17 protein-coding genes are annotated in these 25,141 nt (G+C 29.9%); 3 read left to right on the forward strand and 14 right to left on the reverse strand.

Annotated elements, in window-relative coordinates; all coding sequences use genetic code 11:
* Window positions 1-51: 51 nt before the first annotated feature.
* On the forward strand, window positions 52-2,430 hold the full coding sequence (locus CYAN10605_RS17780; RefSeq protein WP_015219046.1) for a glycosyltransferase: 2,379 nt from the start codon (window positions 52-54) through the stop codon (window positions 2,428-2,430).
* Here the strand turns inward: CYAN10605_RS17780 and CYAN10605_RS06005 are convergent.
* From CYAN10605_RS06005 to CYAN10605_RS06015, 3 genes are all read right to left on the reverse strand, one after another.
* Window positions 2,423-2,803: a HEPN domain-containing protein gene (locus tag CYAN10605_RS06005; protein ID WP_015219047.1), complete on the reverse strand. Its 381-nt coding sequence runs from the start codon at window positions 2,801-2,803 to the stop codon at window positions 2,423-2,425. The genes CYAN10605_RS17780 and CYAN10605_RS06005 overlap by 8 nt on opposite strands.
* Window positions 2,800-3,138, reverse strand: coding sequence for a nucleotidyltransferase domain-containing protein (locus tag CYAN10605_RS06010; RefSeq protein ID WP_015219048.1), 339 nt, complete (start codon window positions 3,136-3,138; stop codon window positions 2,800-2,802). Before CYAN10605_RS06010 ends, CYAN10605_RS06005 begins: the two co-directional genes overlap by 4 nt.
* A gap of 91 nt (window positions 3,139-3,229) precedes the next feature.
* Entirely contained in the window at window positions 3,230-3,505 is a 276-nt protein-coding gene (locus CYAN10605_RS06015) for a hypothetical protein (RefSeq protein ID WP_015219049.1), read from the reverse strand.
* A gap of 101 nt (window positions 3,506-3,606) precedes the next feature.
* Between CYAN10605_RS06015 and CYAN10605_RS06020 the strand changes: the two genes are divergently transcribed.
* Together CYAN10605_RS06020 and CYAN10605_RS06025 are read left to right on the forward strand one after the other, a co-directional pair.
* Window positions 3,607-5,844 (forward strand): glycosyltransferase family protein, encoded by a 2,238-nt coding sequence (locus tag CYAN10605_RS06020; protein WP_015219050.1) that lies wholly within the window; start codon window positions 3,607-3,609, stop codon window positions 5,842-5,844.
* A gap of 135 nt (window positions 5,845-5,979) precedes the next feature.
* Window positions 5,980-7,320, forward strand: coding sequence for a class I SAM-dependent methyltransferase (locus CYAN10605_RS06025; RefSeq protein WP_015219051.1), 1,341 nt, complete (start codon window positions 5,980-5,982; stop codon window positions 7,318-7,320).
* Between the two features lie 126 nt (window positions 7,321-7,446).
* Here the strand turns inward: CYAN10605_RS06025 and CYAN10605_RS06030 are convergent, their stop codons facing one another.
* From CYAN10605_RS06030 to CYAN10605_RS06080, 11 genes are all read right to left on the reverse strand, one after another.
* A complete protein-coding gene (locus tag CYAN10605_RS06030) occupies window positions 7,447-7,722 on the reverse strand; it encodes a hypothetical protein (protein ID WP_015219052.1) in 276 nt (91 codons plus the stop codon).
* A 426-nt stretch (window positions 7,723-8,148) separates the two neighbouring features.
* Window positions 8,149-9,354 (reverse strand): tetratricopeptide repeat protein, encoded by a 1,206-nt coding sequence (locus CYAN10605_RS17785; RefSeq protein WP_015219053.1) that lies wholly within the window; start codon window positions 9,352-9,354, stop codon window positions 8,149-8,151.
* An 89-nt stretch (window positions 9,355-9,443) separates the two neighbouring features.
* Entirely contained in the window at window positions 9,444-10,712 is a 1,269-nt protein-coding gene (locus CYAN10605_RS19115) for a class I SAM-dependent methyltransferase (protein ID WP_015219054.1), read from the reverse strand.
* Between the two features lie 128 nt (window positions 10,713-10,840).
* Window positions 10,841-13,204: an O-linked N-acetylglucosamine transferase, SPINDLY family protein gene (locus CYAN10605_RS17795; RefSeq protein ID WP_015219055.1), complete on the reverse strand. Its 2,364-nt coding sequence runs from the start codon at window positions 13,202-13,204 to the stop codon at window positions 10,841-10,843.
* Window positions 13,205-13,213: 9 nt separating this feature from the next.
* Complete coding sequence (locus CYAN10605_RS06050) at window positions 13,214-15,244, reverse strand: O-linked N-acetylglucosamine transferase, SPINDLY family protein (protein WP_015219056.1); 2,031 nt, start codon at window positions 15,242-15,244, stop codon at window positions 13,214-13,216.
* Complete coding sequence (locus CYAN10605_RS06055) at window positions 15,237-17,093, reverse strand: O-linked N-acetylglucosamine transferase, SPINDLY family protein (protein WP_051018107.1); 1,857 nt, start codon at window positions 17,091-17,093, stop codon at window positions 15,237-15,239. Before CYAN10605_RS06055 ends, CYAN10605_RS06050 begins: the two co-directional genes overlap by 8 nt.
* Entirely contained in the window at window positions 17,094-19,271 is a 2,178-nt protein-coding gene (locus tag CYAN10605_RS06060; RefSeq protein WP_015219058.1) for an O-linked N-acetylglucosamine transferase, SPINDLY family protein, read from the reverse strand.
* Window positions 19,272-21,446: an O-linked N-acetylglucosamine transferase, SPINDLY family protein gene (locus tag CYAN10605_RS06065; RefSeq protein WP_015219059.1), complete on the reverse strand. Its 2,175-nt coding sequence runs from the start codon at window positions 21,444-21,446 to the stop codon at window positions 19,272-19,274. It abuts the gene before it with no gap.
* A gap of 13 nt (window positions 21,447-21,459) precedes the next feature.
* Entirely contained in the window at window positions 21,460-23,700 is a 2,241-nt protein-coding gene (locus tag CYAN10605_RS06070) for an O-linked N-acetylglucosamine transferase, SPINDLY family protein (protein ID WP_015219060.1), read from the reverse strand.
* A 28-nt stretch (window positions 23,701-23,728) separates the two neighbouring features.
* Window positions 23,729-24,496 (reverse strand): hypothetical protein, encoded by a 768-nt coding sequence (locus tag CYAN10605_RS06075; protein ID WP_015219061.1) that lies wholly within the window; start codon window positions 24,494-24,496, stop codon window positions 23,729-23,731.
* Between the two features lie 30 nt (window positions 24,497-24,526).
* Window positions 24,527-25,057, reverse strand: coding sequence for a prepilin-type N-terminal cleavage/methylation domain-containing protein (locus CYAN10605_RS06080; RefSeq protein WP_015219062.1), 531 nt, complete (start codon window positions 25,055-25,057; stop codon window positions 24,527-24,529).
* Window positions 25,058-25,141: the final 84 nt, after the last annotated feature.

The raw sequence follows: 25,141 nt of genomic DNA on the forward strand, positions 1-25,141 counted from the left end.
AAATTAGAGATTAGATCGAGAATAATCTAGTGATACCCCGAAAAAGACGATATGAAACAACTGACATGGGACATAGCCAACAAATTAATTGAGCAAAACACCAAAGAAATAAGCTCGGCAGAAATAACAGAGAATCCCCTAGTCAGTGTTTGCTTTATCACCTATAACCATCAAAAGTACGTCCAAGAAGCCCTACAAAGTGTTATTTGTCAAAAAACAGACTTTCCCTTTGAAATAGTAATCGGCGATGACTGTTCCACCGATGGCACCACAGAAATTGTCTTAGAATATCAGAAAAAATATCCCCAATTAATTAGAGTTTTATTAGCTAAAGAAAACCTTGGAAAATATACAGGTAATGGAAGATTAAATGGTATTCGTATTAGAGAGGCTTGTCGGGGAAAATATATTGCCTTATTAGAAGGGGATGACTATTGGACAGATGAAACCAAACTTCAGCAACAAGCAAATGTATTAGAAAAAGATCCAGAATGTACAGGAGTTTTTCATGATACTCAAATACTTTGCGCAAAGGGATTAGGAGAAATTAAAGGTACTTTATATAATATAAATCGTTTAGAGTTCACTTTAGAAGATGTAATTTCTGTATGGTCTCCTTTTCAGACATCTTCATTTCTTTTCCGCAAAAATAGTGCGGATAAATTACCAAAAGATTTTTTAAGATATGCAAGTGGTGATATGCCACTTTTTATTATTGTTGCTTCTCAAGGTAAGATTCGTCGAATTCCCAAAGTTATGAGTATTTATCGTAAGCATGAAGGAGGAATCACTGAAACGAGCAAAATTAATCAATATGGTTATTTATATTTTCACCGCTATTTTCTTTTTAACTCTCTACGGAAAGAATTATATCCTCTAGGAGATGAAAAATTTGTTCAGGTTATCATAGATGTTGAACAAAGATTAGTTAACTTTTTTTCCACAATAGAAAAAACCAATATTTTCTTAAAACAAGAACTTAGACAAATAAGAAATCAAAAAAGACTAGCACAAAAAGAAGGACTTTATACTGTTGTTGTAGCCCATGTAAATCCTAACGCTTACTCAGAAACATTTATCCATGACCATATAAATAAATTACCAGCAGAGACTATTAACTTACCAAATATTGCTTTTCCATTACAACAGAATAAAGAAGAATTAAAACAATTTTTTATAGATCGAGAAGTAGATGCTGTTTTAGCTGAATATGGACATATTGGTGTTGCAATGATGGATATTTGTAAGGAATTAAATCTTCCGTTAATCGTTCATTTTCATGGTTTCGATGCCTACCACCATAATGTGTTACAAAATGCAGGTAGATTTTATCCTATTCTCTTTGAACAAGCTGAAGGGATTATCGTTGGTTCAAGAGATATGGAAAAACACTTATTATCTCTGGGGGCAATTAAAGAAAAACTGTACTATAATCCCTGTGGCGTTGATTTATCATTATTCACACAGTCTCATCCAGAAAAATCAGCTATTACTTTTGTTGCAGTAGGGCGTTTTGTTGACAAAAAAGCTCCAACCCTAACAATTTTAGCCTTTGCCCAAGTTTGTCAAAAATATCCTCAAGCAAAATTAATTATGATGGGTGAAGGTGTATTATTAGAATCTTGTAAAATATTAGCTAAATCATTAGGAATAGAACAAAATATAGATTTTCTCGGTGCAGTATCTCATCAAGAAGTAGCCAAAAATCTAAGTATAGCTAGAGCATTTGTACAACATTCTTTAAAACCTAGCTATGGTGATTCAGAAGGTACGTCTATTTCTGTTGTGGAAGCCTGTGCCATGGGAATCCCCGTTGTTTCTACAAGACATGGTGGAATCAAAGATGTCATTATCGAAAACGAAACAGGGTTTTTGGTTGACGAAGGAGACGTGGATGGCATGGCAGAGTATATGATTCAATTAGCTGAAAATCCAGAACTAGCAAAAAAAATGGGCGAAGCAGGAAGAGAAATAATTAAAAATAATTTCTCTCAAGATAAATATATTGGAAATATTTGGACAATTATTAAAGATAGTATCGAGAAAAATAAAGCCCAACAACTAACCCAAAAATTAAATCTCAGTGAAAGTAACTTAATTGTTTTCCCCGATTGGTCAAATTATGAAGAAGAAATTGGCGAGGAATTACTAGAAGTAATCCTTCAATTAATGGAAACACCTCCAGAAAAGCCTATTACTCTTTTAGTTGATATCACTGGAATCTTACCCGAAGATGCCACCGAATTATTTTCGGCAATTTCCATGAGTCTCTTATTTGAATATGAATTAGACTTAACTGAGTATATTAATATTTCCTTATTGGGAGATTTGACAGAGCAAGAATGGCAAATCTTAACACCTCTCATTACCAAAAAAATAAAAATTAACCATGAAAATCAAACCCTAATTAAAGAATTAAACATTAAATAATATCGATATTATTGTTAGTAAAATCAAGCATATTTTGGGCTTTGTTAATAATATTTTCTGCTTCCTGTAAAGTGATATTGGGTTTTAAATTATAATCAGCTTCAGTACGCTTCTGTTGTGCTTCGATTAAATAACGATGATACTCAACGGGAATACGTTTTGTCTTAGCAAATTCCCGTCCAAATCCTGCAATAACGGCACTATGACTGGAATAAGTTAAGTCCTGTTTTAGTAAAAAAGCCTCTGCGATATAAAACATTGTATAGTAAGCCCTTGCCACTGCAAAATCTGGTAATTGATTTTCTAGTAGTATTTTAGATGCTCTTAAACTTTCCTGAGCTTTTTCTAACAATAATTTTTGTTCATTCTTCATAAGAATATACCCTCTTTATGAATATTAATCATTAAAGGGCTTTTTTCGCTCTTAAATTGAGATTCATTAACATAAACACAGCTAATTAATAAATCATATTCTAAGCATAAATCAGAAACTAAGTTAATCATTTTTTCATATTTATGTTTATCTTGATTAAAATTTTTCAAAACTATTAAAATATCAATATCTGAATCTTGTTTAGCATCCCCTCTTGCTCTTGAACCAAATAAAATTAACTGGATCAACTCGTCTTGATAAATAGTCACAATTTTTTCTTTAAAAATTTCTAAAATAGCGTTAACTTTTGATTTTTGTATATTTTTAATAGCCATGTCCAATTCATTTTTTTACTAAACATTAAATCAAATAATTTAATCTAATCATTATAATTAATAAAAATAAATATCATCCTTTTTACTTAATCTATAATTTTTTTTGTTGCTCTGTAAAATTATTTAAATAAGGAATAACTTTAACCTTAAAACCAGCTTCCTCCAAATGACTTTTATAATCTAAATTTTTAGTACCAAAAATAACAGTAAACCAAACTCCTTGAGCCTTTTCTTCCTTACCATTGACTAAATTATAGTAATGCAATATTTTGTGAAGCTCAGACTCGACTAAATTTTTGTAAAAACTCTCTGACTGTTGATAACTTTGAGATTCTGAAAGTTGAGGAATTGCAGTTATAGAATTCATAAAAAATTTAACGATGATGGGGAAAAATAAAATGCTTTACTTATTGAAGATTATAATTTTAATATTGGGCATCTAAATACATCCTTAACATTTCTTTCTCAATGGACTTATCAAAACAAAAAATTTTATATTCTCATCATTGGTCTTATATTGAGCGTCAAAGACATCCCATTTTTTCCCATGATGAAATCTATATTACCAGTTACCCAGATCAAGCCGATAAAATTATTAATTTACCCATAGGTACATCTTATGATGTTAGAGAAATACTGACAGAAAACTATCCGAATTGGCAACCAGATTTATTTATTGCCAAAGTCGATTCATTTTTCAACGTAATTCCTCGTAATGTCACAGCCTTAGACTGCCCAAAAATATTAATACTAGGGGATACTCAACACGGTGTAAAACCCTTAGAAAGAATGATAGAGTATGCCAAATCAGAAAAATATGATTTTTACATCACAGATCATAAACGTCATCATCTTTGGTATTATTATCTTGCCCGAATCCCTAATTTATATTGGCTACCCGGATTATTTCTCAATCCTCCTCAAGGTGATTTAAAAACCATTGACTTTGAGGATTCTACCATTGAACCAGATTTTTTTACAGATAAAGTAATTTTTGTCGGACAAGCCAGCAAATTTCATCCCCGAAGAAAAGCAATACTTGAATATTTACATCAACAAATACCAAATTTTTGGTCTGGAAGACTATCTCAAAGAGATTCATTAAAAGCCTTTTCTCAAGCCCAAATTTCATTAAATATTAGCTTAAATGGAGACTTAAACTTACGCTTTTTTGAGATTATTTCTGCAGGGGGTTTTTTGTTAACAGATACCCTTGCAGAAGAAGCAGGAATGAATCTGTTATTAGAAGAAGGAAAAGAATATGAATCTTTTGAAAATATTGAACAATTAATCAATAAAATTAAATATTTTGTCCAATATCCTGAACTAATTGAAGAATATAAAAAAAGAAGTCATCAGAGATATTTAGAAAATTATACTCCCGAAAAGCATAAAAACAATTTAGAAAATATTTTAGAAGGGAAATTTATAAACGAGATTTATTATAGCAATTTTATTGAGAGAATAAACTATTTTCCAGAATCTCAATATACACAAAAAAGAATAGAAATATATCAAATTGTGCAGGATATTCATAAATATACAGAAAATTTGACAATTTTTATTGATATTCAATTTTTTAATTGTTATGTGGAAGATTTTTTAGATTTACCAAGAATAACGGCATCAATTTTTAATTATATTCCCTATAATTTTAAAAAACTTATAGAATACCTTGGGGCTTCAAAGAATTTACATAAGGTTAAATTTACTAATGATAAACATAATAATAACTATGATATTTTAATTATAGAATCAATCAATATAGGCTTGTTTTTACAGGGAAATAAACAATATTTTACAGTTATTTCCAACGATGATCATAGTTGGCAAGAAATTTCTATTATTTTGAGAGAAGAATATCCTCATATAAAATTTACAGTTAATAAATACACAGATTTTTTTACTATCCATGTCGAAAAGGGAAATATATTCATCAAAGAGGAATTTACCGATCAAATCAAATTAACAGAAATTAACCATTTAATTATCCCAGAATGGCAAAGCGACGAAGAAACATTAATAGAAGAATTATATAACCTTATTTCTTCCCTAGCTAAAAACTCCCCCCTTATTAAGGGGGCTAGGGGGGGATCAAACCCAGAAGGAGCAAATCTCCCCTCGCCCAGTGGGACAGGGGCTGGGGGTGAGGGCATAATAACCCTCGTTATTGACACCACTGGTATAACGGAAGAAGATGCTAATTTATTCTTATCAGGTATTGCCATGAATTTGATGATGGAGGAAGATTTAGACTTAGAAAGTATCCTTAATTTTACTTTTATTGATAATCTCGAGGAGTCGCAATGGCAGAAAATATTACCCAAAATAACTGCCAAAATAACTTTAAATTGTGACAATCAAGACATTGTTAATCAACTTAATCTTGAGGATTTAGTTGCTATTAAGGGTAATGGTAATAACTATGCTATCTTTCCTGATTGGAAAGCAGATCAAGAAGAATTAGCTTTAGAAATTGGTACGGTATTAATGAACCTTTCTGATCAAGAAAACTGCACTTTATTAGTCAATCTCAATAACGTCGATCAAGAAGAAGTCGGCTTATTTTTCTCAGAAATAGCCATAAATTTAATGCTAATTGAAGGCATAGAATTATCAGATAATTTACATATTAACTTTGTTAATTTTACTGCCAGTCAGTGGCAAAGTTTAGGAGGATTAATTAATAATCAAGTGAGTATTTAAAATATTTAATTGCTCTACTCAGCAAAAAAACGAATCCATATTTATAAAAAATTATGTCATTTTGCATAGACCTAATTATTATAATTAGTTAGTAGTAAAACTAAAAAATAACTATTAAATTTTCAATTTCAAGATATGAATCAAAAAACGACAATCTTATTACAGGAACAATACGACAATCTACCCTATCCACAAATTCCCATCGAACAATCTCCCGAAGAATATTATGACACTTTATTTATTCACGATTTAACCACCCCTTATTATTTGTCCCAACAAAAAATAATTGACACCAAGGATAAAGTTATTTTAGATGCGGGATGCGGTAGCGGATGGACTTCTTTATTTTTAGCTTATGCTAATCCGGGGGCAAAAATTATTGGGATTGATTTATCTCCAAAATCTGTAGAGGTTGCCAAAACAAGATTAAATCATCATGGTTTTACTAACTCTGAATTTTATACTCTTTCCATAGAAGATATTGACAAATTAAATTATCGTTTTGACTATATTAACTGTGATGAAGTTATTTATTTATTACCTGATGCTGAAAAGGTATTAAAACTATTTCAATCTTTACTTAATGAGCAAGGAATTATTAGGGTTAATTTTCATAGTTATTATCAAAGGTTTAACTTTTTTAGGTTACAAAAATTGTTTAAAAATATGGGTTTGATGGACAGTAACCCAGATGATTTAGAAGTTGAATTAGTAAAAGAAACTTTCAATAGTTTAAATGATTCGGTTGCAGCGAAACAGTTATGGAAAAATAAATTTGCTTCCATGGCTTTTCCTCCTCAAAAACAAAAACAATCTATTTTAGTTAACTATCTTTTACAAGGGGATAAAGGCTTTACTATTCCTCAAGTATTTGAGATGTTAAAGTCTTCCCATTTGAGTTTTTTAAGTATGGTAATGTGGAGAAAGTGGAATATTCGAGATTTGTTTCAAAATCCTGATAGTTTACCTGATATTTGGGAGTTAGGATTGGGGGAGGTTTCCCAAGAAGAAGAATTATCTCTTTATGAATTATTAAATCCAATTCATCGTTTAATTGATTTTTGGTGTGTTAATGATAATATTCAATCTTCTATAAATCCTGTGATTAATTGGGATAAAAAAGATTGGGAAACAGCTAAAATTTCTTTACATCCTCGCTTAAGATATAAGAAAATAAAAGAGGACTTATTAAAAGCTATTAGAACTAAACAATCTTTTCTTTTTAATCGTTATATTTCGTTTCCTGCTAAGGGTAATATTGATATTGAAAGTGATATTGCTAGTTGTTTAATTATTCTTTGGGAAAAAGATAGTGTTACCTTAGAGGAGTTAGTTAAACGTTGGTTAATTATTCAACCAAATGATTTAGTTTCTTTACAACCAAAGGCTATGGAAGTGGCTTATGATGAGTTGATTAATGTTATTGTTAGATTGGAAAATTTTCTATATATTTTAGTGGAAAAAGTTGGGGAATAAACAGATTTATATGGAGCAATTATGAGACATTATTTCTCTTATTTTTCTGTAAAAGTTTATAGGATAAGTTATTCACATTTTATTTTATATAACTGTCTTATTTACTAAATATAGTATTGTTTAATATTAAATAAATTCTACAAAATACTGTGCTAGACTTTTTGTGGTTAAATACTTTTTTGTATAATTTAATAAACTTTCAAAACTGGTCAAATAGTTATCTAAATCTAAATTTTCTGTTTCTAAATAATTATCAGCAATTTGCATTAGTTTTAAAACCTCATAACGAGGAAATCTATGCATAGTTAAATAAGGTAATTCTCTAATATCAAGAAAATAAGGGGCGCATCCTTGAGCAATAATTTCATAGTGTCGTAAACAATCCCACCCTGCTTTTTTCATAGTAATTCCGAAAAAACTTTCTTGGTATTGTTGATAATATGCTTTTTCTGTATCGTAAACATAAGTAGTTTTATCTGTTGGATTACAAGGAGCAAAAAAATTTATTTTTTCTAAATTATCTATATTCTTAATAATTTTTTCCTCTGGAATAGCAAAATGGATAGGAAATAAATACCTGTTTTCTTGATATAATTCTCGCTTAAAATATTTTCCCCTTGTTAAAAGATAATTTAAATTTGTCGGTTGATCTTCGGAGATATGTTTTTTTGTCTATTTCTTGATCAATCAATTTAAGATAATTAGGAAAATCGTATTCAATATATTCCATTGTTGTAAAATAGTTTTAGCTTACTATCAAAATATTCTAATTATTATACTTAGAAATTGCAATATATTTCATATTTTAACAATAGTTACTGTCCCTGTTTAAGATAAGAAGTTTTTAATATATACCTTAATATTATCTACTAATTTTTGATTATTTGATTGTAAATTTTTATTTAATTCTTGACGTAGTATTTTAATTATTTTTTCTTTTACTAAGTGTAATTCATACTCGTTCTGTTCTTTATCATCAATAAATGAATATAAAATTAATTCTGCGGTTAGGTCATCTCCATTATATAAGAATGCTAAAGCAAGATAAATATTAGTTTCTAAACAGTCTGGATCAATTTGTAAACTTTGTTCATAAAGTGCGATCGCACCTTGATAATTACCTTGATCAAAGGCGTTTTTAGCCTGATTTTTGCGATAAAAGTCTTTGATAAATTTATGGTTATTATTAATATTTTGAGAAATAGAATTAATTAAAGGATTTAAATAGTCTTTTAAAGAACGACTTTTAAATAAATGATAACCATTTTTAGCGATGATTTTTCGATCTTTATCCTTGCTTAAATAATCTAGGCAAGTAGAAACTAAATTTTCATATGGACAAAAAACTAAACCTCCCTGAAAATAGTTTTCTTCTTCGGAGTTACTACTTTTTTCAGAAATAACAAAAATTTGATTGGCTAACAAATGAGATACCCTAACGATTTCAAAAACCTGAGCTTCATAAAAGTGCATATTTAAAACAATTTTACTTCTGGAAATATAACTATTTCTTTCTTCTCCATAAACTCCAAAAAGTGCTTTAACTTTTATTCCTTTTGCTTCTAAACTATGAATAATTTTTTGACGACGTTCATTAATTGAGCCATAAAACAACACATCAATATCTTGATTATCATTTTTAGGAATGTTCGTAAGGCAGGGATGGTAGCCTATGGGTAAATGTTGAACTTTGTTAATACCCCATTTTCTTAATTGGGCGATGTTCGATAAACTGTAATCCCAGATAGGATATTGATATAGGTAATCGAGATAACCTGATTGTATCCAAGGGGATTGGGGGTAGATTTGTTCAAGGTTATAAATAATTGAATTAGGGGGTAATTCAATCTGATTCGGGTAAAGTAAATTATTAACTCCCAAAATGATATATTGGCGATCGCACCTTTCCAAATTATCAGTTAAAACACTATCGAAACCCATATCTTGTAAGGTATGGTGAATCGCTTCCTGAGTTTCTAACAAACATTTATGGTGAAGTTTTGACTTAATAAGGGCGATCGCAAATTTTTTCATTCTATTTGATGACCAATAAAGTAATTAAATTTAATACTGGCTTTTGGATATTTTCATGTTCTTATGGTTGCCTTGAATAAGTATCGATACTATTTATAACCATAAGCAATAATATCAAAACTTCTTCTAATTAATTTTAAATTATTAAAACCAGCTTCCCCTAATTGTTTGGCTAAATTTTTAGTAGTAAAACCTGTTTTATGTGCCATATAAGGCATTCCTGGATAAGTAGTACCCATGCCATAAAACATCCATAGTGCTGGAACAGGGCCAGCAGGAGATTGATATAAAGGAGAATCTTCCATTTCTCCTCGCATAACCCATTCTGCAGCGGTTTGCATATCTGGCACGACAAACATTACACAACCACCATTTTTTAAAACTCGTTTAAATTCAGCAAGGGCGATGGGTACTTCAAAATTATATATATGTTCCAAATTATGGGAAGAATAAACCGCATCTACACTATTATTAGGAACACCGCTTAAATCAGTAATAGTACCAATAATGTCAGGTTGTACATTAGGATTAATATCTAAGCGAATTTCTACCCAGTCATCTCCTCGAAAATCTTGGGGTAAAGCATTAGGATTAGAAGGGCCACAACCCACATGAAGAAGGGTTTTTTTATGATTTTCTGTTGCCTGATTAAGTTTAGTTAATCCTGCATTATTGATTCTTTTAATTTGCTTATTAATTACATTATTTCGATACAGCAAAATTACTAATTCTTGCTCCATGAAATGATAAGATTTTGTTTCTGGGTTGACAACCAATAATTCGTGAATATTGTCACTATTATTAAAGTTTTGAAAATCAGAAATAGCATTTTTTGTTGCTCCATTTTCTGTCTGAGAAATAATAATAAAGGCTTCTTCTGCTAATAATGGTCTGATATTCATTAAAGCTAACAGTATTTCTCGATAAGGTCTATTTCCATTTAGGTGAAATAAACCTATTTTATCTTCACTATCTAAAGACTGTAAATCTTCACAAAAACTTGTTATATCTCCTTCATAAATACAAACTTGATCACTATAGTTTGATGATTCTAAGGTATAATTAATATTATCAATATCAATAGTTTCATTATCAATAATTCCGTAAGCCATTAATTGAGGATTACTTTCTAAAATGGGAATTAAAGTAGTGCTAGATTGTTTTAATATTTCGCAATATATTTCGTTTTCTTCTAAACAACTAATAGCAGTATTAAGTAACAAAAAAACATAGGGATTAATAGTGCTATCAACTTTTTTTAAAATAGAAGCTATCTGATTTTTTTTTGCTTCGATGGATTCAATATTATCAAAATCAAATATTTCGGGAATGAGTTGCACAAATTTTTGACTATCCATGGGTTATTATTAAAAGTTATTTTTTATGAATTAATAAACGGCTCGATGAAAATATGCCCTAGTGTGTTCACAATGGTATAAATATAATACTCTAATTGAATTTGAGGAACTGTGATTTTTAGTGTTGATCAATTATTATTGACGGTATCTAAATAAAAGGTTTCTAGGGCTTTAACTGAAGTTAAATCTTCATATAATAAATTAATATTTTTCCTTATTTTATCACTTATTTTTTGTCTTAATTCATTATTAGTACCAAGGGCGATCGCCTTTATTATATAATCTTCTACATCATCAGCAACAGTATCTGTCACTTGAATCATTTTTAAAATACCTTCTGATTGTCGAGTGCGGAAGAATTCACCTGAATGGGTAATAACAGGTAAGAAAGACTCTAAGGCATCGAGGGTAGAATTAAATCCTGTAAAGCCAATAGTATCAAGAAATATATCACAACTTTTTAATAGTTGTCTGTAATCTTTGGAATTTTTAATAGTAGGTAAAAATATACAGTAATCTTGCCAATCTAATTGATAGTTACTAAAACTTTGTTTAATTCTTTCCCATAGCTGAGGTGTAATTTTATCATTATTATTATTAATTCTGGGATGAATAAAAACAAATTGACAATGTTCTACTTTTTTTGCTATTTCTGGATAGACATAATCATATTGTGGTAAATATTTAGAACAATATTGAGAAGAAAGGTAAATAATATTTTCCTGCTTCAAATTAAATTTAGCTTTATCTTCATCTACTTTTGAGTTTTTTGGAGAATAGCAAATGCTTAGATTGGGTAATTTAATTAATTTTTCTGAGTAATGATTATTAGTATTATTTTTTTCAATTAATTCACTAGAAATAAAATAGTCAATAGTAGGAATTCCTGATGTGATGGGGTGAAGCCAAGTAACACATTGAATCGGAGCTAACTTTAATCCTGCTAATTGAGACATTCTGGGATACATACTTAAGTCCAAAAACACTAAAAAATCTAGATCATTATCTTTTATTGCTTGAGCAATAATTTCGATATTAGTATCATCTTTAAAATGATAAAACTTATTACTATGCTGTTTAAATTCTTGGGTTATTTTGTCCTCAGAAAAATCTCCTAAATAGTAACAGTAGATTTCAAATTTATCTTGATTATGATGTTTTATCCATCCTAAGGATAATTTGCCCACAACATGGGATCTTAAGCAGTAAGAAATATAACCTATTCTTATTTTTTCTGGATGTTTATTTTTTTTCAGTGGTTGACAATAGCTAGGATAGTTAACTTTCATTACTTTATGAATGAAATTACCATATAATATTTGTAATTCTAAGTCATTTTGCGCTTGATAATGTAAATGATAGTTAGTGTGAGTATCTATTAATTGTAAAGCAAATAAACTATTATTTTTTATATCTAAATTTATCTCAGATATTTTTTGTAAAAATCTTGTTAAATTCTGGCGGTGATTGTTTATTTCCTCTTCTTTTTGATATACAAAAGGTAAGATGCGATCGCACTCTAGGGAAGCAAATAAATTGTCGGGCAATAAAGAACAATTATGACGAGCAAAATTAATAGATTCTTGAATATAATTAAAAGAGCGAATATTGTTAACTATCCACAAAAAGTTTTCATAAGTTGGGCTAATTTTTAGAGCTTGATTATAATAATCTAAGGCTAAGGTAATTCTATCACCTTTTAAATATAAATTACCTAAATTAAGGCAGGCACCAAAGTATTTATTATCAACATTAATTGCTAATAGATAATATTTTTCTGCTTGTTTTATTTGATTATTATTTAATAATAGATTTCCTAAATTATTATAGCTATCCAGATGATTGGGATTTAACTTAATCGATTTTTGATAGAATTTTATTGCATCTTCAACATTATTAAGTTTTTCCAAAAATATTGCCCCATAATAAAAATTAAGATGGTTTTCAGGCTCATAATTAATACTCTGTGAGATAGCTTGATAGGCTTGTACATATTCTGACAGTTGATAATGAATTAAAGACAAATTTCGCCATAGAGAACCTTGACTATATTCAAATTTAATTAGTAACTGATATTGATGTTTAGCTTCGTAAAATAAACCATTTTTAGTGAAATGTATGGCTTCTTCAATCCACTTTTGAATAAGATTATTGGATTTTAACTGTAATTGTTTGTAATGAGGTGCGATCGCCCTTAAACTTCGATAGGCTAAGATGGCGGGGTTAAAGCGATTATAGTTAATCAAACCTACGATTACTTGATCCAAAACTGTAATTAGTACATCAAAATATTCTGGGTTTTCTTGAGTTAAAAGATAAAACCAAGTTGTCTGCGCTTCCAATTGATTTTCATTTAATAAATATGCTAGACCTAAATAGATATAATTAACATAACTTTCTGAATTTTTTTCTAGCTTTTGTTCATAAAAAGTAACCAATTCATTATAATTGTCACATTGTAAAAATGTTTCAATGGCAGATTTTTGATTCATTTTTTTACATTAAATTTTATTAACCACAACATTAGTCAAAAATTTTTCTAATCCTTGAATACAATCTAAATCATAGAACAATTTATGTTTATTCTTTTTCATTTTATCAATTATGTTTTGTCTCCATTGCAAATTATTTCCTAGTTTTATTGCCATCTCGATATACTCTTTTTCTGAATAAGTAATAGTCTCTTCCATATCAATCATTTTTAAAATTCCGTAAGAATGTCTGCTCCTCATAAACTCTCCCGGACAAGTTACAATGGGGAGATCACAGCTTACAGCTAATCTACAAGTATTATCCGCTGACCAAGTAAATGTATCCAGAAAAATATCTCCCACCATATGTAAACTCATAAATTTTTCTTCATTTAAACGAGGTAAAATAATACAATAGTCATGATAGTTTAAATGATATTTAACAAAGGCTTTTTTTAATCTTTTTCTAAATATATGATTAACATATTTACTAATGGGAAATTCAATAAAAATAAATTTAGCTAAAGGAATTTGAGTAGCAATTTCAGGGTAAATATAATCAAATTGTGGTAAATATTTAAATAAAGATTGAGTGGATAAATAAAGGATAGAATTATGATCAAAACCAAATGCTTCTCTGTTTGTTATTTTTTTTGGTAAATTTATATCTTCTAAATAAAAACCATTATTTGGTAATAAAATGAGCTTTTCTGTATAATAATTTTTACTATTTTCCGTTTCCATTAACTCTCTGGATATGTAATAATCTATGGTAGATAAACCAGAAGTAATTGGATGCCCAAAAGTAACACACTGAATTGATACTAAACGAATACTTGCCAAAATATTCGTAATAGGTTTCATTCCTATATCTGTATAAATTACAACATTTAATTGATCTTTATTAATTGTTTCTATAGTTGTGTTCAAGTCTGATGAACAAAAGTAAAAATTATCGCTATATTTGATAAATTCTTTTGTTATATAATCTTCTGTAACTTCTAAGTAGTAGCAATTAATAATAAACTTGTTTTTATCTAAAGACTTAATCCATCCTAATGCCCAATTAGCCCCATTATGATTTCTAAAATGACAAGAAATAATACCTATCTTAATTCTTCTTTTATTATCATTGTTTACTGTATATTTGCTAGTTGTAGGATAATTAGCTTTAGTAATTTTTTCTACTAAATCGCCATATTTTTTTTGAATCTTGAGATCATTTTTACCTTGATATTGAAGATAAAAATTCGTACTTAAACTAATAGCCGTTAAAGCATTTTTTTTCTCCATTTCATTTTTTAGACACAAATTTTGAAAGATATTATCTAAATGCTCAGTAAATCTTTTTCTATAAAACTCTATTTCTTCTTCACTTTCATAAATAATGGGTAATATTTTGGCGTTTTCTAACTGAAAAATTATATTATCAGGATTCAATTTTAAACCTTGTTCAGCAAAGGCGATCGCCTCTTTTGCCCTACCGTTATTCTTGAGAAATTGCACCATCGCCAAGTATAAATTTTGCTCGAAAGGGAATTTTTCGACACCTTGCTTCAAGATTAAAAATAGTTCTTCGTGACGATATTGTTTCGCTAAAAATTGAGCATATTCTAAATAAATAGCATGATCTGAATAATTAGAATTGATTAGATGCTTAAAAATAATTTCTGCTTCTTCTTGACTATTTATTTGTAAATTTAAATCAAGTAAACATTTATAATTGAGTAAATTATCTTCATCTAAAGTTATCAACTGTTCATAAAATAATTTAGCTTCTTGATAATAATTTGATATAACTAATTCTCTTGCTAATTTGTGGATAAAATCTACTAATTCTTGAGTTGTTTTGTCTATATCATCACTTTCCCACAACACCGACATCCATATAGATTGAGCCATATCTATTTGATTATTTAATAAATAAGCAGAACTTAAATACCAATAATTATTTATATCATTAGGAAAAGATGATATAGATTTTTCACAAATACTAATTAATTTGTTTACTTCTCCTTTCCGATAAAATTTGACAACATCGGCATAATTAATCTTATTCATGTTCAACTGATTCTTTTTTTATTTGTTTGCTAACATATATTTCCCACATTTGTTGATATGCCTTTTCCATATCCCTAGTAAACTGTTTAGCATCCCACAAAGGTGATGTTTTCTTAGATTGTCTCAATTTCCAATATACTTTTTTTCTTAATTCTTCATCCGTACCAAACTTAACTCCCCATTGAATATATTCCTCATCAGTGTAAGCAATACCTTCAGTGATACCCAAATTTTTAAGGAAAGTATAACCCTGACGGGCGTGGAATTGTTCACCAACTCTAGTGACAAGGGGAATATTTAACCATAAAGCATCAAGGGTGCTAGTTGCCCCATTAAAAGGATAATTATCTAGTAGAATATTAGTTAAGAAAAAATTAGCTCTGTAATTGAGGAGAGGTACAAAAGGTAAAAGTTTGATTCTATTAACGTCCACTCCCTCTTGTTCTACAATTTTTTTTATACTTTTATCATTGCCATTACATTGAATAAAAAGATAACTATTATCAACTTGTTTTAAAATTTTTAGTTGCAATCTTAAGGATTTTTCACTCTTTTTCCATCCTGTTTGAATTGTCCAATAAATAATTGCATCTTCGTTTACTATCCCATCTACCTTCGATAATAATCTAGGTGTACCACTTTCAAAACCATCCACCGCAAGATAACAATTAGGTAAACGCCAAATTTTTTCCTGATAATAAGTTTGGGCATTGTCAGGTAAAACAAAAGAATCTGCTATAAAATAATCAATGGTAGGAATCCCCGTAGAATCTAAACCTAAGCAACTTGCCTGAATAGGGGCTAACTTAAAAGTCATTACTTGAGAAGTTCTATGATTAGTTAAACAATCTAAATCCACTAAAATATCTAATTCATCTTGACTAATTTGGTTAACTATTTCTGTAATATTAGCAACAGGAAATTTACGATATTTAGTAGCATTTTTAAAAAACCATTGTTGGGTTATCTCATCTTCATAATCACTCATTAAATAAATAAAAACCTCAAATTTATCACGGTCATAATATTTTAATAACCACCGAGATAAATAACCCACAGGATTATGGCGAAAGGCACTGGAAATATATCCTATTTTTAATTTTTTTGTTGATTTTATATTGTCTTTCTTTACTTGAGTCTGTTTCGATAAAGATAATATTAAAGATGAATATTTTGCTCTAGTTTCTTTGGTAAATAATTTCGCAATTTGATTCTGTAAAAATCTATTTTGAGAAAGATTATCTTCTCTTGCTATTAATGGAGGAGTAATACTCACAAATACATCTTCAATAAATCTTGGAGCAACTTGAGATTCAATGGTTTTATATAAATTGATTTTAAACTCTTCTAAATATGGGGGAAGAATATCCCACATTCCCCCTGCAGTTATCACTTCAAAAATTAAATAATGAAGGTAAACTTTCAGACCTAAATTATCTGCTTTAGTATATATTTGTTGTGCTAAAGTTAAGGCCTGTTGATAATCTTCAAGTAATAAATAATGCCAAGTCAGATTTTTTTCTAAATAGAGGTCATTCGGTTTTATTTTTATACATAGTTCTAGTAACTGAATAGAAAAATCAGGAAATTTACTCTTTGATAATTGGTAAACATGATCAAGTTTTTTAACACATTCATCAATATTATTAACAAAATTAATTCCCTTTCTTAATAAAGGTAAGGCTTTCTCTCTTTCTACTAATAATAATTGGGGAATAACATCCCAAAATAAATTTACACTCAATTGATTTTGCGAAATATCCTCTATATTATCTTCTAAATAAGAAATCAATTCTTGGTATTTTTTAGCTTCTAAAAGCTGTTTTATTTCTTGGTGATAATTCATCATTTATCGATTCCCCTGAAGATAAATTGCCCACATTTGTTGATAGGCTTTTTCCATTTCTTTGGCAAACTGTTTACCATTCCATAATGGAGAAGTTTTTTTCGACTCTTTTAATTTCCAGTAAACTTTTTTTCTTAATTCCTCATCCGTACCAAACTTAACTCCCCATTGGATGTATTCTTCATCAGTGTAAGCCATACCTTCAGTGATACCCAAATTTTGTAAAAATGTATAACCCTGACGGGAGTGAAATTGTTGCCCGACTCTAGTCACCAAAGGAATATTTAACCATAAAGCATCGAGGGTTGTGGTTGCACCATTGAAAGGGTATGTGTCTAAAACCACATCGCCGATGAATAAATTAGCTCGATAATCCTGCAATGGCATATAAGGTAAAAACTTAATTCTATCTGGATTTACTCCTTCTTGTTGGGCTATTTGTGTAAATAAATTTTTGATGTTATTCATACTCAATTCATTTTTATATCCCGACACTAAAAAATAACTATCAGCAACTTGCCGTAAGATTTTCATTTGCAAACGAATATACTCAGGGTGTCTTTTTAAGCCTGTTTGTAAGCTCAAATAAATAATCGCACTGTTTGAGATACCTAAACTTTCCTTTTTTAAAGATGGAGTATTGACTTCAAAGCCATCAACTGCAATATAAGTATGGGGTAAACGCCAGATTTTTTCACGATAATACTGAGAAGCATTTTCAGGCAATACATGAGAATCAACGATAAAATAATCAACAGCAGGTATCCCTGTAGAATCTAAACCTAACCAACTAACCTGAATGGGAGCTGGTTTTAGTGTCATTACTGCATTCGTAAAACTATGGGTGAAAGAATCTAACTCCATGAGAATATCTATTTCATCTTTCTTGATTTGCTCATAAGTATCTTTTATTTCATCAAAACAATAGTATTGAGTAACTTTATTTTTAAACCATTGATTGGTAAAAAAATCTTCTCTACCTTTGATTTTGTATATATAAATATCATATTTATCTCGATCTATATATTGGATCAACCAACGACTCAAAATCCCTACACAATTGACTCTAAGAGCTTCGGATAGAAAACCTATTTTTAACTTTTTCTTTACAGAAGTATTATTTTGAGTTGAAGAGAGTTGATTTTCTAACAATTCTGTATAGCGTTTTCTGGTTAATTTTTGATATAAATTTGATATTTTATTAATTACTTTTCTATTAATTTTAGGTGTATCGTTAAAGTAGAGAAGAAATTGACATATAGAGACTAACATATACTCTATGTATCCTTCAAAATTATTATTTTCATGTAATTCTAACTGCGATAGTAAAGAAAAATATTTTTGATATAAATCGAAGTAATTATCCCATTTTCCAACCTGAACAGTGCCACGCATTAATAAATATATACCATATAATTTTTCTACGTCATTGGTACTATATTTAATAAAATTCAAAGCGGTTTCTTCTAATTTATGAAAATCCTCTGCCCCGTTATAACATTTATATATTTGTTTTATGAGGGATAAATTATCCGGTTGATACTGCAAACAAATTTTTGTAAGTTCTGCTCCATAATATAAATAATTATTTTCCAAACCAACTTGATGGGCTTTATTGGAAATAATTTGTAGTAAATTTTTATCTCCATTTTGATTTTCAAGGATAGCGGCGGCTAAATCAATATTAATTAAAAAGGGAAAGTCTAAAATTTGTGCAAAAACAGAGGATAAAATATCTGTATCTATATCTTTTTTTTGTGTATTTTTAATGGCTTCTACTAAAGATAGATTGACTAAATAATCATTATTAATTATCTTTAAATTAATTGCTAATTCTGCCATTAACAATAAATTATTGACTAGATATGGATTATTATCTTTGATAATTTCCCTTAAGTTGTAGGATAGTTGATAATTATTAAATTTCCATTGTCGGTGTGCTTCTTGGTCTAAAATTTTTATTAATTTTGTTGAGGCAAATTCATCTTCTGCCATGAGAATTAAAAACCATGTTGCTTGGGCTTCTTCTCTTTTATCTAGGAGAAAATAAACTAAACCTAAATAAATATAACTAATTAAATTATCAGGATCTGATTCTAATTTTGTTTCTAAAAGTTCTTGTAGTTCTTGATATTTTTGATTTTGTAAAAAATCATCAATACTATTATCAACATTAAACATTTATTGATTCTCCTCGAGATAAATTTGCCACATTTGCTGATAAGCGTTTTCCATTTCTTTGGTAAATTGTTTACTATTCCACAAGGGAGATTTTCTTTTAGATTGCCTTAATTTCCAGCTAATATCTCTCCTTAAATCTTCATTTGTTGCTAGTTTTACACCCCATGTTATGTATTCTTCATCTGTCCACGCAATACCTTCTTGAATGTTGGTATTCATCATAAATCCATAGGCATTGCGGGAGGCAAATTGTTCTCCTACCCTAGTCACAGTAGGGATTTCTGCCCATAGTGCTTCGAGGGTTGTGGTGGCGCCATTGTAGGGATATGTATCGAGGAAAATATCTGCGATCGCCAAATTTGCCCGATGTAGTTCTACGGTTTCATCATAAGGAATAAATCTTAATCTATCTTGAATGTTATCAAATTTATCAGCACATTCATAGATATATTTTTTTAACCTTGTCTCATCTTGTTTTACTTTAAAAATCAAATAACTATTTTCTACTTGACTAATAATTTGCATTTGTAGGTTAACCAAATGGGGATTGAGTTTTGCAGAATTTTGTACGTTTAAAAATATAACGGCAAACTCTGGAATGTTTAAATCAGCTCTTTTTAAAGTAGGATTAGCCATTTCAAAACCATCCACCGCCAGATAAGTATGGGGTAATCGCCAAATTTTTTCTTGGTAGTGTTGTTCGCTTTGTGGCGGAATTACATAATCATCGGCAATAAAATAATCTATATTTGGTATTCCTGTAGCATCCATGCCTAACCATGTCACTTGAATGGGGGCTGGTTTTGCCACAGTTACCAAACAAGAGCTATTTAAGGTTAAACTGTCTAAATCTACTAAAATATTGATTTTGTCATTGTAGATAGCATTAATTAAACTACGGGTATCTTTTTGAACTTTCGTTATTTTTGAGGCGTGGGGTTTAAACCATTTTTCGGTGATGTCATCTTCACGATTTTGATTCATGTATAGATGTATATCGAAGTTTTCTTTGTCGTGATAAAGCATTAACCATCTTGAGAGAAAACCAACGGAATGATTTTTTAGGGTGTGGGCGAGATAGCCTATTTTTAGCTTTTCTTTTTTTTGAGGTTTATGGAAGGTAAATGAAGGATAATTTGATTGATTAACCTGTTGAAATATTTTGGCAGTTTGGTTGATTAGCTTACGATTATAGCTAAGATCATCTTTGAGATACCAAAAGTTTATACCACCAATGATAAAACTATCTTTACTCTGAGATTGTTTTAAGTCTTCGATATGATTCTCTATATTTTCATATAATTTGTACTGTTGTTCAGCTAAGATTAAGGCTTTATCCCATTGGGCAACGGTGAGATAGGTATTAAGTAGTAAATTCTGGCTTTCTAGTTTATCAGAGAAATTATGGCTTCTATCTCGATATTGTTCACAAATAGCGATAAGTTTGTCGATGTCTTTGGTTTTTTTATAAAAACTATATAGGTTGCGATAAATATCTAGTTGTTGATGGGGAAATAGGTTACAAACTTCTAGTAAACGAATGGCATAAATAGTGTATTGTTTTTTTCTTTCTATGTCGGTGGCAAGATTAACAATTTTAGTGATTATTTTTTCATTGCCTTGGGTATATGTCAGGATTGATTGGATTAATAAAACAGTTTGTTCGTAAGGATATTCTAAGATATGAGGAATAAAATCAAGAATGAGGGCAAAATCAATACTATCTTTATCTGCTGTGGCGATTAATTCTTTTAGATTATATTCTTCTAATTGGTTAATCTCAAACTCAGATAATTTGATTTGTAGGATAACGACTGTAAGAAGGTTATTAATATTTTCGGGATCAATTTCTGCTATTTGTTGGCAAATTAATAAGTGGAGTTTGTTATGGGATAATTTTTCTTGTCTGAGGGCTTCTAAATTGAGTATTTCTAATAATTCTTGGGAATATTGTTGTAAGTCTTGTGCTACTTGGGCGAAGATAAAAAACCATGTTTCTTGGGCTTGGGTTAAATTTTCATCTAATAAATAAGCTAATCCTAAATACCAGTAATTAGTAATTATATCGGGATTTGTTTCGATCGCCCCGAGATAGTAATCTATTAAATTGTGATAATTCTGGCTAGAATCCTCTGGGGTGACTTTTGATAACCATTGCTGATAGTGATTTTTCATCTTTATTTTTTTATTACCCTATACTTTTTAAGTAAATTTGCCACATTTGTTGATAAGCTTTTTCCATGTCTCTGGTAAATTGTTCAGTGTTCCATAGACTAGAATTGAGTTTTGATTGTTGTAATTGTTCTCTAATTTTCTCTCTTAATTTGCCACTATTACCAAATTTGATACCCCATTCTATATATTTCCGGTCAGTCCAAGCAATACCTTCTTCTATACCTAAATTTTTTAAAAAACTATAACCCTGTCGGGCGTGATATTGTTGCCCTACCCTTGTTACTAAGGGGATATTTTGCCACAGACTATCTAAAACGGTTACGGCACCATTAAAAGGGTAAGTATCTAAGATTATATCTGCGATCGCCAAGTTTGCTCGATAAATAGCGGGAGGATAACTAGGAATAAATCTGATTCTATCTTTCACCCCTTGAAACTTATCGGCGAGGGAATAAAGATATTTTTTTAAGACATTTTTATCTTTTCTTACATTAAAAAGAAGATAGCTATTTTTAACATTCTGGATAATTTCCATTTGCATTTGAACAATATGGGGATTAAGTTTAGCAGCATTTTGCATATTAAGATAAATAACTGCATCATCGGGGATATTAAGTTGTTTTCTGGTTAAAGTTTTTTCTCCTATTTCAAGGTTATCAATGGCTAAATAATTATGGGGCAAACGCCATAGTTTTTCTTGGTAATATTCTTGGGCATTTTCTGGTAAAACATAAGGATCAACGATAAAATAATCAATATTGGGTATGCCACTGGCATCTAAACCTAACCATGTAACCTGAATTGGTGCTGGTTTTACAGCCATAACAGTACAGGTTAAGTTTTGAGTTACACTGTCTAAATCTACTAAAATATCGATGTCATCGTCATAAATTTTTTCAGTTAACGCTCTGACATTTCTATTGCCCCTAAATATTTGAGAAACATAGGGTTGAAAGTCTTTGGTGGTTATTTCATCGATTTTTCCCTGAGCCATGTAAAGATTGATGTCAAACTTGGTGCGATCGTGATTACGAATTAAACAACGGGAAATATAACCTACGGCATGGTCGTTAAAAGTATGAGCGATATAACCTATTTTTAAAACTTTTTTAGGTTCTATTATTCTTAATTTTAAAGGATAAAATTGCCCTTGATCTGCTTCAGCTTTGGGAGGTAATAGACATTCTTGATGTTGATATTGAAAAACAAAATTAGGATAACAAGGTTTATTAATATCTTGAAAAACTTGAGCAACTTTATTGATTAAATTACGGTTATATTGTGGCAAATCCTGACAATAAAAAAAGTCAATTATTCCTATGATGATAATCTCTTTATTTTGTTCGTCTTTTAAACTATCTTTTTTTTCTTCTATCTGTTCATATAATTGACTTTGTTCGCTGACTAATTGAGCAAAATTATCCCTGTCTCCCATGGTGCGATAATAGGATAATAAGCAATTAATACTACTCAATTTTTCTATATAATTACTAGCTTTTTGGTAATACTGTTGACAGATATTCAATTGTTTTTCATAGTTTTTTATTCGTTCATAAAATTTATTAAGGTGAATAAAAATACGACTATCTTCGTGATTAAAATAATTACAAAGCTCTAATAAATCAATAGCATAATTAATATGATTCTTTTCTTCTCCCATGGAAATAGCCACACTTTTTATTTTATTCATTACCTCCTGATTACCTTGAGAATAGTGTAAAATTGATTCTGCTAATAATACACTTAAACCATGGGTATATTTTTTTAAAATATCTTCTAAAATAGTTAAAACTAGTAATAAATTTAGAGTATCAGGAGCACTATTTTTTATTTTATTGATAATGTCATAATGTAAAATATTTTCTATATTAAAAGTTTCTAATAAAAGTTCTAAATTAATAATGTGTAGTTGATTATTAACATCAGTCTCGTCAAGATCGTTTATCTGTTGTCGGATTAATAAACTTAGGGAGTAATTACTAGAATATAACTGTCGTAGAGCTTCAGTTTCAAGAATATTTTTAAGAATTTCTATACTTTGATCATATGCAGATTCTTCGATGTTGGATAGACATAATAACCAAGTAGCTTGGGCATTTTCTAAGTTTTTATTTAATAAATAGGCTAATCCTAAATACCAATAATTAATGATATTATTGGGATCTGTGTTGATAATTTGTTGATAATAGTCAATTATTTTTGAATATTTTTTTTCTTCTAGTAGATGAATAATGGAAGGATGCCAACTATACATATTTTATCTATGGGAGGTAAGTGTGAATTTATTTTTCTTCAGGAAAGGTTAATGTTGCCCTATTACCTTCTATTCTTAATTCACCTCCTAAGCGTTCGATATTTTGTAGAGCTAATTCTCTTACAGAATCTTCTCTGGCATTGGTGTAAATGCTCATCCAAGATGCGCCTTGAGCTTTTTTGCTGTTGGGGTTTTCTTTTAAGAAGTTGGCAGTATCTTGGGCTAGTTGACCGAGATTTTGGGCTTCAGGGTTATCGTGGTATTTTGCCCACTGGGCTGCTATTTGGTAGGATATTTTTGCCTGTCGTGGTTGACTGGTGAATAGGAGTTCGTCGATACCTTTGTAGTACCACACTTGGTAGGCTTTCGGTTGTTGGGGTTGTATAGCTTGTAAGCCTTTGCTCATTAAATCCACGCTAACATCTGGCCTGCCTGAAAAGAGAGTAGTGGCAGGGGCGAAGATAAAGTAAGGTTCGATAAAACGAGGGTCTTTATCCACAAAAGCAGTAAAATATTCTGGATTGAGAGTATATCCTGTCAAATCCCGGCTTTCATCACCAAAGTATTGAACAAACCGTAGATAAATCCAATCAGCGACTAAGTTATTAAAACCAAAATTGGGTAAATTCTTGAGGAAAGTAAGAGTTAGATAATCTCTTTTTTCCTGTTTTATAGCTTCTTCTTTAGATATGGCTTGGCTTTTTCTGCTTGTGATGGGGATTTGTAAGTAACCAATAACGGATATACAGAAGATAATAAATATAATTGAAGTTGCTAAATTCCAAAAACGTCTCATTGATGCTAATTATAATCCTATGGGTTATGATTATCTTAGCTGATAAGCATTAGTTCCACAAACTGGGTCAGTAATGACTGGGTAAGCTGTGGTGGCACTAGGATCAAAACTCTGGCAAATAATTGAGCTATAGGCATCTACGAGGGCGGGATCAAAAAATACTCCAGCTGAAAGTCCCCTTGTGCCATCTTTATCCCAATTATTATTAGTAATGTTAAAGGTAACTTGAGAAGCAACAGTAGAAGTGTCGAAAGTCCAACTACTAATATATTTACTGTTGATAGGAACTCCGAGGGCTTCTAAAATTTGATCTGGAGTTCGACCATCACAACAAAACACCTGTTGTTCCCAATGATAAGCCATTTGAGAACGCGCCACAGTACCTAGAGCATTTTTCATCTCTGCTTCTCGGGCTTTTCCTACCTGTGCGAGTAGGTTAGGTAATCCAGTTGCTGCCAAAATCCCAATAATAATAATCACAACCAAGAGTTCGATGAGGGTAAAACCATCATTATTATTTTTATGGTAGCGGAGAAACATTTTGTAAAATAATTGCCACATAATTATCCTCTAGAATCTTCTTATTCTCAGAACTAGACCTCAGCAGAACAAACTTATTTCTATTAAAGTAGAGATATTTTTCTG

This window comes from Cyanobacterium aponinum PCC 10605, from assembly GCF_000317675.1.
GTDB lineage: Bacteria > Cyanobacteriota > Cyanobacteriia > Cyanobacteriales > Cyanobacteriaceae > PCC-10605.

What these genes read in the sequence shown, in the direction of transcription:
- CYAN10605_RS17780 (WP_015219046.1), top strand. Translation starts at nt 52, where the DNA reads ATGAAACAACTGACATGGGACATAGCCAACAAATTAATTGAGCAAAAC.
- CYAN10605_RS06005 (WP_015219047.1), bottom strand. Translation starts at nt 2,803, where the DNA reads ATGAAGAATGAACAAAAATTATTGTTAGAAAAAGCTCAGGAAAGTTTA.
- CYAN10605_RS06010 (WP_015219048.1), bottom strand. Translation starts at nt 3,138, where the DNA reads ATGGCTATTAAAAATATACAAAAATCAAAAGTTAACGCTATTTTAGAA.
- CYAN10605_RS06015 (WP_015219049.1), bottom strand. Translation starts at nt 3,505, where the DNA reads ATGAATTCTATAACTGCAATTCCTCAACTTTCAGAATCTCAAAGTTAT.
- CYAN10605_RS06020 (WP_015219050.1), top strand. Translation starts at nt 3,607, where the DNA reads ATGGACTTATCAAAACAAAAAATTTTATATTCTCATCATTGGTCTTAT.
- CYAN10605_RS06025 (WP_015219051.1), top strand. Translation starts at nt 5,980, where the DNA reads ATGAATCAAAAAACGACAATCTTATTACAGGAACAATACGACAATCTA.
- CYAN10605_RS06030 (WP_015219052.1), bottom strand. Translation starts at nt 7,722, where the DNA reads ATGAAAAAAGCAGGGTGGGATTGTTTACGACACTATGAAATTATTGCT.
- CYAN10605_RS17785 (WP_015219053.1), bottom strand. Translation starts at nt 9,354, where the DNA reads ATGAAAAAATTTGCGATCGCCCTTATTAAGTCAAAACTTCACCATAAA.
- CYAN10605_RS19115 (WP_015219054.1), bottom strand. Translation starts at nt 10,712, where the DNA reads ATGGATAGTCAAAAATTTGTGCAACTCATTCCCGAAATATTTGATTTT.
- CYAN10605_RS17795 (WP_015219055.1), bottom strand. Translation starts at nt 13,204, where the DNA reads ATGAATCAAAAATCTGCCATTGAAACATTTTTACAATGTGACAATTAT.
- CYAN10605_RS06050 (WP_015219056.1), bottom strand. Translation starts at nt 15,244, where the DNA reads ATGAATAAGATTAATTATGCCGATGTTGTCAAATTTTATCGGAAAGGA.
- CYAN10605_RS06055 (WP_051018107.1), bottom strand. Translation starts at nt 17,093, where the DNA reads ATGATGAATTATCACCAAGAAATAAAACAGCTTTTAGAAGCTAAAAAA.
- CYAN10605_RS06060 (WP_015219058.1), bottom strand. Translation starts at nt 19,271, where the DNA reads ATGTTTAATGTTGATAATAGTATTGATGATTTTTTACAAAATCAAAAA.
- CYAN10605_RS06065 (WP_015219059.1), bottom strand. Translation starts at nt 21,446, where the DNA reads ATGAAAAATCACTATCAGCAATGGTTATCAAAAGTCACCCCAGAGGAT.
- CYAN10605_RS06070 (WP_015219060.1), bottom strand. Translation starts at nt 23,700, where the DNA reads ATGTATAGTTGGCATCCTTCCATTATTCATCTACTAGAAGAAAAAAAA.
- CYAN10605_RS06075 (WP_015219061.1), bottom strand. Translation starts at nt 24,496, where the DNA reads ATGAGACGTTTTTGGAATTTAGCAACTTCAATTATATTTATTATCTTC.
- CYAN10605_RS06080 (WP_015219062.1), bottom strand. Translation starts at nt 25,057, where the DNA reads ATGTGGCAATTATTTTACAAAATGTTTCTCCGCTACCATAAAAATAAT.